This is a genomic window from Anabaena sp. UHCC 0451 (assembly GCF_034931405.1).
GTDB lineage: Bacteria > Cyanobacteriota > Cyanobacteriia > Cyanobacteriales > Nostocaceae > RDYJ01.
The window spans coordinates 16,663-32,776 of sequence record NZ_JAYGHA010000035.1 but is presented as its reverse complement, the minus strand read 5'-3'; the positions used below and the strand labels follow the sequence as shown (position 1 = coordinate 32,776).

General features: G+C 38.2%; 16 protein-coding genes. 3 read left to right on the top strand and 13 right to left on the bottom strand.

Annotation, left to right across the window (positions count from 1 at the left end; all coding sequences use genetic code 11):
- The first annotated feature begins 57 nt into the window (after window positions 1-57).
- The 3 genes from VB694_RS21195 to VB694_RS21185 are packed head-to-tail and all read left to right on the top strand — an operon-like array spanning window position 58 to window position 3,618.
- Window positions 58-1,788 (top strand): asparagine synthetase B family protein, encoded by a 1,731-nt coding sequence (locus VB694_RS21195; RefSeq protein WP_323362313.1) that lies wholly within the window; start codon window positions 58-60, stop codon window positions 1,786-1,788.
- Window positions 1,789-1,792: 4 nt separating this feature from the next.
- On the top strand, window positions 1,793-3,037 hold the full coding sequence (locus VB694_RS21190) for an ATP-binding protein (protein WP_323362312.1): 1,245 nt from the start codon (window positions 1,793-1,795) through the stop codon (window positions 3,035-3,037).
- Window positions 3,038-3,042: 5 nt separating this feature from the next.
- Window positions 3,043-3,618 carry a hypothetical protein gene (locus VB694_RS21185; protein ID WP_323362311.1) on the top strand — a complete coding sequence of 192 codons (576 nt, stop codon included), beginning with the start codon at window positions 3,043-3,045 and terminating at the stop codon, window positions 3,616-3,618.
- Window positions 3,619-3,631: 13 nt separating this feature from the next.
- Here the strand turns inward: VB694_RS21185 and VB694_RS21180 are convergent, their stop codons facing one another.
- From VB694_RS21180 to VB694_RS21120, 13 genes are all read right to left on the bottom strand, one after another.
- Window positions 3,632-5,053 (bottom strand): hypothetical protein, encoded by a 1,422-nt coding sequence (locus tag VB694_RS21180; protein WP_323362310.1) that lies wholly within the window; start codon window positions 5,051-5,053, stop codon window positions 3,632-3,634.
- Between the two features lie 40 nt (window positions 5,054-5,093).
- A complete protein-coding gene (locus VB694_RS21175; protein WP_323362309.1) occupies window positions 5,094-6,296 on the bottom strand; it encodes a decarboxylase in 1,203 nt (400 codons plus the stop codon).
- Window positions 6,263-7,972 (bottom strand): asparagine synthetase B family protein, encoded by a 1,710-nt coding sequence (locus VB694_RS21170; RefSeq protein WP_323362308.1) that lies wholly within the window; start codon window positions 7,970-7,972, stop codon window positions 6,263-6,265. Before VB694_RS21170 ends, VB694_RS21175 begins: the two co-directional genes overlap by 34 nt.
- A gap of 2 nt (window positions 7,973-7,974) precedes the next feature.
- On the bottom strand, window positions 7,975-8,592 hold the full coding sequence (locus VB694_RS21165) for a DUF3859 domain-containing protein (RefSeq protein ID WP_323362307.1): 618 nt from the start codon (window positions 8,590-8,592) through the stop codon (window positions 7,975-7,977).
- A gap of 187 nt (window positions 8,593-8,779) precedes the next feature.
- Complete coding sequence (locus VB694_RS21160) at window positions 8,780-9,541, bottom strand: phycobilisome rod-core linker polypeptide (protein ID WP_323362306.1); 762 nt, start codon at window positions 9,539-9,541, stop codon at window positions 8,780-8,782.
- Window positions 9,542-9,661: 120 nt separating this feature from the next.
- Window positions 9,662-10,405 (bottom strand): phycobilisome rod-core linker polypeptide, encoded by a 744-nt coding sequence (locus tag VB694_RS21155; protein WP_323362305.1) that lies wholly within the window; start codon window positions 10,403-10,405, stop codon window positions 9,662-9,664.
- A 136-nt stretch (window positions 10,406-10,541) separates the two neighbouring features.
- Window positions 10,542-11,381, bottom strand: coding sequence for a phycobilisome rod-core linker polypeptide (locus VB694_RS21150; protein ID WP_323362304.1), 840 nt, complete (start codon window positions 11,379-11,381; stop codon window positions 10,542-10,544).
- A 187-nt stretch (window positions 11,382-11,568) separates the two neighbouring features.
- Window positions 11,569-12,180: a HEAT repeat domain-containing protein gene (locus tag VB694_RS21145; protein ID WP_323362303.1), complete on the bottom strand. Its 612-nt coding sequence runs from the start codon at window positions 12,178-12,180 to the stop codon at window positions 11,569-11,571.
- Between the two features lie 107 nt (window positions 12,181-12,287).
- Window positions 12,288-13,118, bottom strand: coding sequence for a HEAT repeat domain-containing protein (locus VB694_RS21140; RefSeq protein WP_323362347.1), 831 nt, complete (start codon window positions 13,116-13,118; stop codon window positions 12,288-12,290).
- A gap of 13 nt (window positions 13,119-13,131) precedes the next feature.
- Entirely contained in the window at window positions 13,132-13,377 is a 246-nt protein-coding gene (locus tag VB694_RS21135; protein ID WP_323362346.1) for a phycobilisome linker polypeptide, read from the bottom strand.
- A gap of 52 nt (window positions 13,378-13,429) precedes the next feature.
- Complete coding sequence (locus VB694_RS21130; protein WP_323362302.1) at window positions 13,430-14,290, bottom strand: phycobilisome linker polypeptide; 861 nt, start codon at window positions 14,288-14,290, stop codon at window positions 13,430-13,432.
- 344 nt (window positions 14,291-14,634) lie between these two features.
- Window positions 14,635-15,126: a phycocyanin subunit alpha gene (cpcA, locus tag VB694_RS21125; protein WP_323362345.1), complete on the bottom strand. Its 492-nt coding sequence runs from the start codon at window positions 15,124-15,126 to the stop codon at window positions 14,635-14,637.
- A gap of 75 nt (window positions 15,127-15,201) precedes the next feature.
- Entirely contained in the window at window positions 15,202-15,723 is a 522-nt protein-coding gene (locus VB694_RS21120; protein ID WP_323362301.1) for a phycocyanin subunit beta, read from the bottom strand.
- Window positions 15,724-16,114 lie beyond the last annotated feature (391 nt).

The window sequence follows — 16,114 nt, the reverse complement described above, 5'->3', positions numbered from 1 at the left end:
TGTGTTCTCAATACATGAAAAATACTGCAAATTTATCTCAATATATTTTATTTTTCCATGTTATTTAATCTTTTCAAAAATCCTCAATCTACTATTTCAACTGTTAAAGTGATTCCCAGTTGGTGTGTAGCTTGTGGGAAAATAGCTAATTTAACAGAAGATTTAATTTGGAAAGATGAGCAATTTGCAGTTATTTCTGCACCAGAAAATTTTGCCTTTAGTCCTTCAAAAAGATTTGTGGTAGTTGGTGATATATGGTTAAGTAATCGTTTAGAACTCTTACAAAAATTGGCAATTGATATTAATGATAATATTAGTAATCAACAAATAATTGCACAACTTTGGGAAAAATATAACTCTGAATCTTTAAACTTATTAGTGGGAATGTTTGGGTTAGTAGTTTGGGATAGAGAACAGCAAATATTATATTTAGTCAGAGATGCTATAGGTAGCCGGACTTTATATTACACTACCACTGGTTTAACTCGCTGGATTGCTCCAAAATTAACCACCCTTGCACCTTATCGCTCACATGATTTAGATGTAATAGCATTACGAGATTATCTTTGTTGTGCATTTGTTCCTGGGGAAAGAACACTTTGGCAAGATATCCGAGAAATGCGTCCCGGCACATTTCTAGAAATGCCATCAAACAAAGTTTATCATTATTGGCAACTAAAAGAACAAGTTACAGATAAAAATCAACCTTTAGAATGGTATAGTCAAAAATTACGCTGTTTACTTGAGCAAGTTGTCAAAGAATATTTACCCAAAAATCAACCTGTGGGAGTATTCCTTTCTGGTGGTTTAGACTCTAGCAGTATTACAGCATTAGCAGCAAAATTGCATACTGCACCAGTTCATACTTATTCTATTCATTTTGGTACAGAAACACCCAATGAATTAGAGTTTTCTAGTTTGGTTGCACAACATTGTCAAACTCAACACCACATTTTAGAAATCACATTTCGGGATATGTGGGAACGTCTCCCAGAAACGATGTTATATTTAGATGATCCTATCGGTGATCCTTTAACAGTACCAAATTTATTAGTAGGGAAAATAGCACGAGAAAATGTAGAAATTACCTTAAATGGAGAAGGTGGAGATCCTTGTTTTGGTGGTCCCAAAAATCAACCGATGTTGATTAATAGTTTATATGGTTCTATCAATAATCAAGATTCTCTGCAAGCTTATTTAATTTCTTTTCAAAAGTGTGCATTAGATTTACCACAACTTTTAAAACCAGAAATTTACCAAAGTTTGAAAAACGAAACTTCTGTATTTTACGATGATTTAAATGCAGACGTTAATTATTTAAATAGATTAATGACATTGAATATTAAATATAAAGGTGCAGATCAGATTTTAACAAAGGTCAATAACTTAACCCAAGCAGCAGGTTTACAGGGTTTATCACCCTTATTTGATCAGCGAGTAGTTGATTTTAGTATGCAAATTCCTCCAGAATATAAACTTTCAGGAGTGGAAGAAAAAGCAGTTTTAAAAAAAGCAGTGAGTGATATTTTACCAGATACCATTATTCATCGTCCTAAAAGTGGAATGATGGTTCCTGTACAATTAGGATTTAGGAAATATTGGCAAAAAGAAGCGCGGAAATTGTTGTTAAATAGAAATAGTGAGATTTCAGCTTATATTAATCAGGATATATTGCGGAACTGGTTAGAATTTAAAGGTGATATTTGGGGAAGATATGGTGTTAAACTATGGTTATTGGTAAGTTTAGAAATTTGGTTGCAGGTAAATAAATCCGTATTAAAGAAGTAGTCAAATGCTAAAAGAACTTCATTTAAGGTCTGTAGGACCATCTTCTCAATTTGATGTTGAATTTGCTGATAGACTTAATATCTTTACCGGTGATAATGGACTAGGTAAAAGTTTTTTACTAGATGTTGCTTGGTGGGTAATTACCGGAAATTGGGTAGAACAACCTGCATATCCACAAAGAAATACAGAAAAACCTCCAGAAATTATATCCCAAATTAGTGCTAAAGATGGTGTACAAGACTATGAAAGTAGATTTAATTTTTCTGAACAACAATGGACAAATGTTCCATCACCTACTGAGTTTAACGAGGTAGTTATTTTTGTTAGAGTTGATGGTACTTTCTCAGTTTTTGACCCTCTTCGTAGTCGTGAGAGTGCTTATAATTTTACTACAGATACTCTTTGGAATGGCTTAAAATTAAAAAGAAAAGTTATTTGTAACGGTCTAATTCAAGATTGGGTGACATGGCAAAATCAACCACAAAAATCACCATTTCAAATTTTATCTAATGTGATCAAAAAACTTGCTCCACATCCAGATGAATGGATAGAAATAGGAGAACCAACGCGAGTATCTATAGACGATGTGAGAGATATTCCTACTATTAATCTTCCTTACGGTAATATTCCCATTACCCAAGCATCAGCAGGAATGAAGAGAATTTTGGGACTTGCTTATTTATTAGTATGGACTTGGTATGAACACCTAAAAGCTGCTGAACTAACGCAGCAAGAACCAATGAATCAAATAGTTTTATTAATTGATGAAATTGAGTCTCATTTGCATCCTCGCTGGCAAAGAGTCATTTTACCATCTATTTTATCTGTGGTAAATCAGTTAAAACCGAATATCACGATACAAGCTTTAGTTACTACTCATTCTCCCCTTGTTTTGGCTTCATTAGAACCTATTTTTGATGAAGAACAAGATAAATTATTTCTATTTGAACTGCAAGGAAACGATGTTGAACTAAATGAAGTTTTTTGGACTAAACAAGGAGATACTGTAGGATGGTTAACCTCAGAAATATTTGGACTAAAACAAGCGCGTTCTCAAGAATCAGAAACAGCTATTGAAGCAGCAGAAGCGTGGATGCGTGATGATGACTCTTATACTTTTCCTGAACATTTAAGAACACAATCACAAATACATCAAGAACTCCAAAGACTTTTACCAGGACATGACCCATTTTGGCCACGCTGGATAGTCACAGCAGAAAAAAGAAATTCAAGGTTATCAACTTCATAGTCAATATGTTAAAGTTTAATCCTCCAGCAGAACCAGCAGATTTTGATATCAAAGCACGACAACCAGGTAATAATTGGTTAGCAAAAAATACAGATACCAAAAAAAGACCTATAGATTATTGGTCAAAATTCAAAAGTAATTTAGCTGATGGTTTTGGTAATCTTTGTGGTTATAGTGTCATGTATGAACCTGTGGGAACTGTAGAACATTTCCTCTCTTGTGAAAATCATCGTCATTTAGCTTATGAATGGAGTAATTACCGTTTTGCTTCTGGTTGGATTAATAGTAGTAAAGGTACTCTTGATAACCAAGTTCTTGATCCGTTTGAAGTTGAGGATGACTGGTTTGAAATTTTGTTACCTTCACTCCAGTTAGTTGTTAGTGATAAAGTACCACTAGAGAAACTGGAAAAAGCTGAATTTACTTTACAAAGATTGCATTTACAGGACGATGAACGAGTGCTTCGTCAGCGTCAAGCATGGTATCAGATGTATCTTAATGGTGAGATTACTTTAACAGGATTAGAAAAGAAAGCTCCATTAATTGCTCGCGCAATTAAAAAACAACAAGCAAATTCTTAGTCAATATTTTCCGTTAACCAAAACTTTCCACCATATAAATATCATTTCCTGAATCACCTATTAAAATCATACTACTATCATCACTTTCTAAATTCAAACTTCCAGAAATACCACTTCTGAGAACTTTAATCAACATTTGCGGTGTGAAAGATTCCAACTCCACAAAATTACCAGCATCTAACCAAGCTAATTCTTCATTAGATAGAGTTTGACGAACTTCTAAAGGTAACTCTGTCGATTTTTTAGTTAAAGAAGCTGCATTTTGTATAAACATTCCTCGCTTATTAGCAAGAATTTGACGAGGTAATAAACCCACATCAATAATTGTCACATCACTATTAATAAACCAATTTTCACTGGTGCGGAGACGATGTACTAAACTCACACCTTTAGGACTACAATCATGAATAGCAAAAACTTGTAAATTGGGGTTACGTCTCAGCATTTCCATTGTTGTCTCAAAAATGCTTTGAGGATAACCATTAATACTGAGAACTGCACAATTATTTTCAAAATGGAAGTTGTTAGAAATTAATAATTGTGCAATGTTAGGACTATCACAAACAACTAACCTATCAAAACTGTAAGCTGTCACATCAGGGTTAATAGATGCAGGTGCAATTTGTTCTTGTCGTGGTGAGGGGAGAATTTTTTGTAGTGAACCGTTGATTTGTTCCCATCGAGTTAACCATTGTTGAAACTCTGATTGAGAGAATAAAAATTCTTGAACTAATCCAACTTTCCCTACTTGTTTAGTTCCTAAATATATTGACATCATTCCTATGATAACAGCAATAGCAAACAGAGTGAATGAATTAACTATAGATACACTGATAATAATTCCAGCGATAATAACAAAGAGTCCGATAAGTTGTAAAAATCTCGCAAGTGCTTGACGAGTTTTGTGATTTATTGTTGGAGAATTAGTTTCTCTAAATAAATAGAAGATTGTGACTAATTGAAATATTAAATTAACAACAATAAAACTCGTATATTCTGGTAATTTGATTGGAAGGACAGCATTTAATACTAATAATATTGGTATTGAAAATCCTCCAAAAAATCCTGTAACCCAGATATTGAAGAAAATATAAAGTCCAATGAAAACAGAAATTGATGATGAAACTTTCTTTTTTAACCGATTATCTAAAAAATAAAGTAGTTGTTTGGGAGTGAAAAATAAAGTGTTATTAGCAGAAAGGTCAGATATGATTTTAGCAAACATAGAATCAGTAATCTTCTGGAATTTTCCCATTGTTGTGGGTTCAAAAGCAAAAGGATGATTACATTGTTTACATCTTCCTTGATTTGCTGTTCTGTCTTTTAAGGTGTTATCAGTTCCGCAGTTGATACATTTCATAAGTTTTTTGGTAATTGGTAATTGGTCATTGGTAATGTGTTGAAGATCCCCGACTTCTTGTTTAAATCTTGTCATTAAATGAATAACTAATCTTAGAAGTCGGGGATCTATGCTTTTAGACTATTTGATTATTAAGTAAAATGCTGTAATCTTCTCGTTTTCTAATTAAATGATGTGTACCATTTTCCAAGAAAACCTCTGCCGGTTTAGGACGATGTAAAAAGTGAGAAGACATAGCATAACCATAAGCACCAACATCTAAAATAGCGATAATATCACCAATTTCTAAAGCTGGAAATTGGCAATTTTTACCTAAATAATCCCGTGAATAAGTGGTATTTCCACAAACATCACTGAGGTAATTTTCCGAAATTGAATTTTTCCAACTTACGATTTCTCGATAACCTCCATGTACAGCAGGAACAGAAATATTAGCAACAGTGGAATCTACACCAATAACTTGTTTTTCACCTTGCCATTTTACAGATACAACCTTAGCTAACAAAGTCCCACAACCAGCAACAGCAGCGCGTCCTGGTTCAATAATCAAATTAATATTTTTCCCTAAATTGCTAATTCTATTACTTAATTCATTTCCAAACAATTCCCAATCAAAAGCAGCACCTTGATGATGATATGGATAACCAAAACCACCACCAAAATCTAAATATTGCCAATCTGGTAAATTTTGTCCTATGTCTAAAACCCAATCAATAGCATCAGTAAAAGCAGAAGTCGCATTAGTTCCCGTACCCCGATAAAAATGCAAACCCGAAATCTTTAAATCTGCATCCTTAGCAATAGCGATCGCCTCATCAAAATCTGCTATACTAACACCAATACGACTATCTTCAGAAACATTCAACCTTAAACCAATCTTTAATTTTTCCTGTGGATGAGATGATAAAACTTCACACAATAAACGTAACTGAGAAATACTATCCAAATTCAGCGTCTTCACACCCCAATTTAAAACCAGTTCCATCTCCTCCCGACTTAAATTACTACCGCTATGCACAATTTCCGCAGGTTCAAAATCTGCATTTAAACCCAAATAAATATCCCCTGGAGTATTAGCATGAAGTCCCCAACCAGCATTTTTAAATATCTTCAATAACGCAATATTACCATTAGTTACACTTGCAAAATAAAACCGAGTTAGAGGATAATGGAAAGAGTTAGTAATATGGGAAATAGTTTGATTTAAAATTTCGCCATCATAAACATATAAAGGAGAACCGTAAATTTGTAATAATTCTTGAGCGAGTTCCTGAGAAAATGGAGTTAATAATTTTGGAGTTTCTTGTAATGTTTCCATAACCAATTAGGTAATAAAAATGGATGATTCCAAGACTTTGAACCTAGTTTGACACCAAAAACGTGAGAATACCACAGTTCCCACATAATAAGTAACCAAAGAATCTCACCTATCCGTCGTCCTTGAATATTTCCTCCTAATTGACCTGTAACAATTTGTGATGCTATATCAGGGTAAAAAATATTTTCTGCCTTTAGTATACCTGGATTTAACCAATTACCGATATCATGCCAAAAATCATTTACACACCAAGAGGTTAAGGGAACACCCATACCTCGCTTTTGTCTCCAAACTATTTCTGATGGTAGCCAATTTTCTACAGCACGTTTCAGTATATATTTTTCACAAGCACCCTGTAAACAGAGTTCACCAGATAGCTGAAAAGTCCATTCTGCTAAGTTTAAATCACAAAAAGGCGATCGCACATTTAACCCATGCACAAAACTTAAAGCAGTCGCACGGGGATGAATATTTTGCGCTCCCTTTAACATCAAACTAGCACGACGCAGACGATGTAACAACGAAGGACAAAAACGAGTATCTAACGCATCCAACAGCCATTCCTGGGCATTTAAACCCCGAATTTGAGCATAAATTTCCGGCTGATAAACCTGTTTTTCATAACCCCAAAGACGGTGAAAAGTTCGCAGATATTGTGAGATAAAATCTTCCTTTTTATTCGGATGTTCACTTTGATAAATACCAGCAGCAATTAAAGGTTTATTAGTCCAACCTGCAAATAATTGATCACCACCTTCACCATTAAAAATAACTTTTGTTTCTTGAGAAGCAACTTGATTTAAAAGATATAAAGGAACAGTTACACCATCACCAAAAGGTAAATCTAAAGCCTTAACAGTAGGAATAATTGCATTTTTAATATTCTTAGGACTAGCATCAACTTTGACCAAAGGAATATTCAGAAACTGCGCGACTTGTTCCGCATAAGGATATTCAGAAATACCAAACTGACCAAAATCTAAAGAATAAGCGCGAACCTTCACCCCAGACTGTACCAACAAAGCAGCGACAATGGAAGAATCTAAACCCCCAGAAAGGAAAACTCCCACAGGTTCATCTTTTAAATCAGCAACTTGCTTTTCTACCGCATTCTTTAGTAAAGATTGTAATTGAGAAACTGCAATATTTTCATCTTTAATTTGTTCCTGAGATTCAGTCCATTGATAAAATTTTCTAACTTCAGGAAAACCAATATTATCCAAATTAAAAATAACCTCAGTTCCTGCAGCTACAGAAAACACCTCATTAACAGGATTTAAAGGATTAGGAACATAAGAAAAACAAGAATAACCATATAAACCAGAAATACTAACTTCCGGTTTTTCAATCATTTCTAAAAGTAATTGTAACCGAGAAGCAAACCAAATTACATGATTTTGTTGAGTCCAAAATAAAGGAACTCTCCCAAAAGCTTCCCTACCCAAAATCAACTTATCATCTTCCAACCTTACCCACACATCAGGTTCAGAAAACCCTGACGCAGAAATAGTCACAATCGTATTTTCCGCTATTTCAGGTAAAGACTCACACCCCAAATAAACAACATTCCAAACAAACTTCTCCCCCTCACCTCCTCTCTCTGCGCCTCTGCGTCTCTGCGTGAAAAAATCTTCCTTCTTCTCACCCCAATAACCGATAAAATCATAGGGAAACATAACTACTGAACTATAAAAGTTTCCTCACTAATTTTGCGACCTTCCAGCAACATTTCCACCTTCCAATTACCCACAGGTGCAGTAGGATTAATAGGATAACGGCAAAAAGTATCCCAAATAGAAGTTGTCACCTCACGAGTTTGATACTTATTTTGCTTAACAATTTGGCCACTGGGGTCAATCCAATTACAAGCAAGAGATAACTTTTTACCTATCGGTGCATCTTTTAAAGTCACACGATAAAAAAGTTCAGAATTAGATTGACGAGAAATAGTTTGCAGATGACGATTATCAGCTAGAGTAATTTTATCTTGTTGTGCAGAAACATTAGCTAGTAAAGAACTTTGTTGTTGATTAAAAAGTATAGTTCCAACAATAGCTATAATAATAGCCCCACCCACACCAAAAGCAATCAATTTATTACGACGTTGTTGAACTTCCAAAGCCTGACGACGACGTAATTGAATCAAAGCTTCATCTAATAACTCTGGCGGTAAATTTAATTCTTGTAAAATTTGCTGAATCTGTGGTTTATCAAATTCCGATTCTTGACGCAATTGTAAACCTTGAACTTCCGCAATTATTTGATTTAACTGTTCTTGAGTTAATCTTTGGTTCATACTTATAAAAGTAAAAATTTAACATTTTCTTACTGTTCCCTATTCCCTGTTCCCTCCCTTCTTACACTAAGGGTCTGGTTTTCACTTAACATCATAACTAGCTAACAGAGAAACCGCCAACCCGTTATCATATCAAAGTAAAAACCAGACCCAGTAGGAAATTTAAGTAATCAAAGAATTACCAATCTTAGCGTCTACTACGATAAGGAACTGCATTCAAGTAATCAATATCTAATGCAGATAGCTTTTGGGCATAATTACCCTTACCAGATAGGGATTCAGCCATATCCGCATACTTGCCAGGATCACCTTCTTTTAAACGCTTTGTTTTAGCCTTAGCAGTATAGAAGTTTTCCAAAGTAAAGCGCCAGTCGGTTCTGACTGTACCTGCGGTTTCTTGGAAGTCTGCACCATAACGAGGTGTCACCAAGTTATGAGGACGACCTTCTAAGCGGTTGCGTTGGTAGGGTACAGTGTTGTCACCAAAGCTTTGATTGTATTCTTCGCCGTCTAACAAAGCATCAACAAAACCGCTAAAACCTTTGTTACAAATAACAATAGACCAAGCGATTTCTTCTTCTTTGTTGTAAGCAGCACGACCCAAAAGGCGCTTGAGGGTGATATCTACCAAACGGTAGTTGTTGTTAACAGAAACAACTAAACGATAGAAAGCCTCAGACTTAGCTAAACCACGGATGAAGTCTTTAACAGACAAAGAACCATTTTTCAGTTGAGATTCTAAAGTACCTTGACGGTTAAACTTGAGAATTTCATGTTCGCTGAAAACTTGGCGATAAGATGCCCATATAATGCTTTGGATGTCAGTGTAAGAACTAACATCTTCTGTACGATAGATATAAGGTGTATCTTCATTTTTGTCAGCAACTCCAAAGGTGCTAACACGGTTATTTTGAGTGGTTGGTTTGTATTGAAGTAATGGCAGTGCCATGCTGCGTCTTTCCTCTTGTGAATAAATTCGTTTAAAAACAGAATTAGGTTTGATGAATCAAATTCCCAATTCGCACTTTAACTATTTTCCCGCATTAGGTAACACACCTAATTAAGAGATTTAGCGTACCGGAAAACCGGCGCTAGGACTGATAGAAACAGGAACACCTGGGGTTATAGTTTCCCTAGTAGTATCGGGAATGCTAATGTTAGCTGTGTTAACTGGTGTGTAAGTAACAGTCCTGATACTAACAGAAGCAGCCATTTTCATGAAGTCACTGATACTGCCGGGCTTGTAGCGTGCATCTTCTAGCTTGTCGCGCCAGTAGCCAGCATAACGAGGTGTTACCAAGTTAAAGGGTCTGTCTTTGTAACGACGGCGTTGGTAGGGAACTATATTTTCACCAAAGCTACTTTGATATTCTTCGGAATCTACCAAAGCATCAACAAAGCCATCCCAGCCAGCGGTAGCAATTTTGATTGACCAAGCGATTTCTTCATCTTTGTTGTAAGGCGCACGACCTAACAACCGCTTGAGTCCAATTTCTACCAAGCGATAATTGGAATTAGTTTTAATTACCAAACTTTGGAAAGCTTCAGATTTAGCTAAACCCCGGATGAAGTCGCGGACAGTGATGGCTTTGTTTTTTACTTGAGATTCTAGATTACCTTGACGGTAGAATTTCAAGATCACGTGTTCGCTAAAAAGTTGACGATAAGCCGCCCAAATTAACTCTTCAATTTCACCGCTAAAGCCATAGTCTTCGATGCGGTAAATTCTAGGGGTGTCTTCGTTGGGTACTTCGTAACCAGAAACCCTTTGATTTTGGGAACTTGGTTTGTACTCTAGTAAAGGTATTGCCATATTTCAGGATGTTTGTAAGTTGTAAGTTGTAATTGGTAATGGGTAATTGGTAATTGGTAATTGGTAATTGGTAAAAATAAACTCTTGCCTTCTTACTGTCACCTGTCACCTGTCACCTGTCACCTATTCCAAATGACTAATTTTTGGCGATTCCCGGTATGTAACTATAAGGTAGGGAAACTGCTACGGGTTTGATAGTTACTTCCTCTACGGATACTTCGCGGGAAGTGTCGGGAATCTCCAGAGTTGTTACTTGAGAAGTAACAGAAGCAATTGTCCGCTGGTAGTTGCGTTCTTCGGTGATAATTTTCCCTGCCATGGTAAAGAAGTTTGCCGGAATAGCCCGACGGATATCTTCGGTAGTGAGAGTTCCTGAAGTGCGGATGCTGTAGAAGGAGCGACCAGCCATGTAACGCACGGATTGGATATCGCGCCAGTAGGAATTATAGCGGGGATTAACTAAGTTAAATGGACGTTTTCCAAAGCGGCGACGTTGGTAAGGTACGATGTCATCACCAAAGTTTTCTAGGTACTCGTCAGAGTCTAATAAGGCATCAATAAAGCCATGTACGCCTTTAGTAGCAATGACAATTGACCAAGCAATTTCTTCGTCTTTGTTGTAAGCTGCCCTTCCTAAACACCGTTGGAGGATGATATCAACTAAGCGGTAATTGGAATTAACATCTACTACTTGGCTACGGAAAACTTCTGATTTACCTAAACCACGGATAAAATCACGGACAGTAATTGCCCGGTTCCGCAGTTGTGATTCTAAAAAGTTTTGACGATAGCTGGTTAAAATCAGATGTTCGCTGAAAATCTGCCGATATGCTGCCCAGATGATGGCATCAATATCTGTAGCTGAGGTAGCAGAGGTCAGTTTATAAAGGGTTGGGGTGTCTTCGTTGGGAACTTCGTAACCTTCGACACGCTGATTTTGCGAAGAAGGAGAATATTCTAACAGTGGTATTGACATCTTTACTTTTACCTTGTTTTATGGTATATAAAGCGGTCTATTGATTGTGATATCCAGTTGGGATAGTGAGGTTGACACTCCCCGGTCTAAAGACACGGGGATTCTGAAGCAGCCCAAAAACGGACTCTTAAAGGCGTAGTCAAAGCGCCCTTATAGACTCCATCGAGATTTAATCCCAATGTTGCCTTTACTTTAATCCCAAATTGGTAGAAGCCAATATAATCCTTGCTCTGACTGCCTTTTGGGCATCATTAGCCAGCATTTCTTGAAAGAGAGTCAAGATGGTTTCTCGAACCTCCGCTATTTTTGCCAAAGCCTGTAAACCAACAATGGCTGCATAACGAATTGACCAGTCAGTATCTTGGCATATCAACAGCAGTGTATCTAAGGCGCGGTTGATGGCTGTTTGACTTTCAGGAAAACCTAATTTAGACCAATTTAAGTTTCCCAGTCCTTTAGCCGCAGCACGGCGAACACTAGGAGCAAAGTCTGTAGCAGCAGTAGTGATTAATACATCTAAAGCACGGGGATCGGCGATCGCTGCTAAAGTGCGAATCGAATAAGCCCGTGCGCCATAGTTATAATCATCAAGTTGTTCTAGCAATTGAGGTACTGCTATTTCTCCCAATTCTGTGAGTGCGGCTACTGCCACTACAGCCGCTGCTGGGTTGTTATAACCAAAAACAGCGATTAAGGTGGGAATAGCGGCTGGATCTTTGGCTTCTGCCAGATTCTGCACTGATGTTACCATTTGCTCTGGTGTTTCTGCCAGAGCAACAGCATTAATTAGTTCATCCATTTGTCATCTGTCAGTAGTTGGGAAAAAGGTGATAGTTGACGGCTGATAGGTGACAGACTAGCCACCAATTACCAATTACCAATTACCAATCACCAATTATCAACTGACTATAAAAGTGAATCCATCAAGTTCATGACCTGGACTGCTTGATGAGAAATAGAGAGAGAATCTAGCTCATCAGCAAGTTGATTCTCTAGCAATCCTTTCAGAGCAATAAGTTTGAAGCTATTTTCTGTTTGAGCTTGGGCGATCGCATCAGCCGCTGCCATATACCCAATTGCTCCCAAATCCCCCAAAATTGACCGCCGCAATTTGAGATCACTTTCTTGCAACATCTTCACCAATAGCTCACCATAAGTCGAATCTTGTGTGAGTTGGTACATAGCTCTAGCAGCAGAGCATTGTACCCGTGGAACTGAATGCCCAAGGAAAGGTTGAATTAGGGAAATAGCCTCAGTTGCACCAATAGCTCCTAAGGCCTCTAATACAGCTGTATAGGGCTGTGTAAGATGGGGCAGGTTTGATGCCTGCACGGCCTGGGCAACTCCCCCATCTAATAGTTTAATTAGTGCTGGTAATGCTGTTTGAGCGCCAAGCATCGCTAAAGATTGGGCTGCGGCTTCACGGACATAATAATCAGAACATTCCAAACATTGAATCAAGCCTGGTACAGCTTTGGCATTGCCCAATTTACCGAGCGCCCTGGCCGCATTCCGTCGTAAGGGATAACCTCCCAGTTCTGTTATGTCCGCTTCATCCTCTAAGGCGGCGATCAAACCATCTACAGCTTCTGTCTGACTGACTCGGAACTTACCCAACCACCAAGCGGCATAATAGCGGAGACTTAAATCTGATGATTGCAGATTAGCAATAGCTTGCTCTGGTGTCAGTTGCACCCCGTTCTCGGCAGAATGGTCTTCTGCACTGGGTTCTACTATCATTGCCAGGACTTTAGTTTGATTCTGCTACAGTCAATGGTTCAATTTTGACGATTCTGCCACCTAGACGGCTAATCCTCTGCATTTCTTCAGTCATACGATTGTAGGGGACGGTAATAAATACGCTACCGCTACGACGAATGCTGAATTTATTCTTGTCGGTTTCTTGATTTTGACGCAAGCCAACTACTTCATAACGAAATACACGGCTTGCAGATGAAGAAACGCTACTAGCGCCAAGTGTGGTTTGACCGAACATTACTTCTAAATCTCCTCTTGATGAATTATGCCGAAAAACAGCACTCTCTACCTTACGTAGATGTAACGCTGACAATTTTGCCGCCTACTCGATGAATCTGCTGCATTTTGTCTAACAGACGTTCATAAGGTACAATGAATGTCGTGCTGCTTCGGCGCACGCTGGGGTATCCTGGATTGCGAATGCCTGCAACTTCAATTCGGTAAGCGCGATCCGATTGCCCTACAGCATTACCTAAGTTTTGCTTAGGAGCGTTATCAGCAGATGCACGGAATGCCCAATTATTGTTACTACCAGATGGTCCGACAACTGAGGAAGACTTGTTACTAGCCAATTCCCTAGCTAACCGAGATCTAGAACCTTCAACTTGAGCAGTATCACTGTTGGCGTAACCACGGTACAAACGAAACATCCGGGTAAACCCGGCAGCACTTTGTCCGGCTTGAAAATCAAACCCACGATAATAGGGAACAACATTATCCCCAAAGCTGTTTTGATACTCTACAGAATCAATGTAGGCATCAATTTCAGCATCGTAGCCTTTGTTAATGTATAAGTCTAAGTGGTAAGTCACCTCAGACTCATCATAAGGAGCGCGACCCAACAAATGTTTATAGTTGAGTTCAATCAACCGAGTTTGGAAACTGTTATAGAAAAATTTTACTTTGTAGAGTTCTGATTTAGCTACACTGCGGACAAATTCACGCACTGTCAAATTGCCATCGCGCAGAAGTGACTCTACACCAATCAGGCGATCTGATGCCAATATATAGTCGTTTCCTAAAACTTGCCGGTAAACGGCTTTGATCACCAATTCGACTTCTTCTCGGCTGGCGTTGGGGCGCAGTTCAACTCGACGTGTTTCGCTAAAAGGCTCTGTCCCTAGCCTAGATGCTGCTGTTGTAATTGCCATTATTTTTTCCCCTTTGATTAGCAATACGGCTGTTTTTACCGATTGCTTATTAAATCAAGCTGGTTGTTTGTTAGCTATAGCCACAGATAAGGTAGTTGGAACATCAAGTGCTGAGAAATTCAGTCAACAGTCAAAGTTAATCACTCTTGCCTCTTGCCTGTTGCCTTCTTACTGACTCCTGACTCCTGACTCCTGCTATACCTAAAACTATGCCCGGAGCGAGATCCAACTGCTAGGTGAGTCAGTCCAGTCGAGTGAGTGTTTATTTCCCACGAATAACTGATTTAATCCCTTTAGGGATAATTCCATCCAGCACTTGTACCCCTATCCGGGCATGAAGCTATCTAGCTAAGAGCATTAATTGCGTAGTCGATGTAGGTATTAGCTTCGTTAGCAGCTTGACCACTTAAACCATGATTAGCTTTGATGGATTTCAAAGCTTCTACATACCAGCTAGGAGACAAATCAAATGCAGTATTGACTTCAGCCAAGCCAGCAATTAGGAACTCATCCAAAGGACCTGTACCACCAGCAACCAAGCTATAAGTGATGATGCGTAGGTAGTGACCAACGTCACGAGCGCACTTAGCTTTACCACGACTATCAGCAGCATACTGATTACCAGGTGTATTGGTGGTGTAAGGGAATTTTTGGTATACAGCGTTGGTAGCACCATCAATCAGTTTTTGAGCGTTAGCTGTCAAACCTTTAGCAGCTTCCATGCTGGCAGCAGCACGTACTAAACGACCGTTAACTGCTTGTAATTCGGTGTTGCTGAGGAAACGTCCTTGGGTATCAGCAGATGCGATAGCTTCGGTAATTGGTGTTTTCATGATCTAAATTTCTCCTTGATTTGTTTCTTATGCTTGTTGGATGAGCTAAATTTTTAGCTCTTGACTACTTGTACTTGATTAAGCAACAGCAGCAGCAGCTTTATCAAAGTAACTAGCCAATTCAGAAACTAAAGAACTGCAATCACCTGCGGTGATACCGTTGGGATCGTTAACGATGCTGATAGCAGCTTCTTTCATTTTGAGAACACCCTTAGCTACGGAAGCACCAGGAGTACCCAAAGCTTGGTAAGTTTCACGCAAGCCGTTTAAGCAACGATCATCAAGAACACTAGCATCACCAGCGATTGTAGCGTAGGTAACATAGCGTAAGATGATTTCCATGTCGCGCAAACAAGCAGCATTACGACGGTTGGTGTAAGCGTTACCACCAGGAGCGATTAAGTTAGGTTCTTCTTCAAACAAAGCACGAGCAGCGTTGGTAACGATAGCGGAAGCGTTGCTGGTGATGCGGTTAACAGTATCTAAACGCTTGCTGCCGTCTCTAACAACTGCGCTTAAAGCATCTAAGTCAGCGGTGCTGAGGAATTCACCTTTAGCGTCAGCTTGAGCAACCTTCTTGGAAAATACATCTAATGTCATGGACTCTAATCTCCTAATTACTTAGTTGAGAGATGTTTTGATGAAAACTGTGAATGTTTTATCAATCAGGAATAGGTGATCACAAATTGCAAGCTAACGATCTCCTTACTTCTTTTCTCACTTTCTTGTCAATCATACTGAAGGTAGAAATATGAGAATCAGAGGTAATTTTATGAGAAACAAACAAACATGATTGGATTGGTTGCTTCGTTTAACTTTGCTCAGTTGTTTAACCCCTCCAGATTATGTTTATACAATGCCATAGATACTTTATTTGTTACAATTTATGAATAAATAAGATCGGGCAATAAGAAAAGCCCCAAATCCTTTACATACAAGGGGTCTGTCCGAGAAATGTCACTTATTTTCGTTACAAAACTTTATAGAAAGA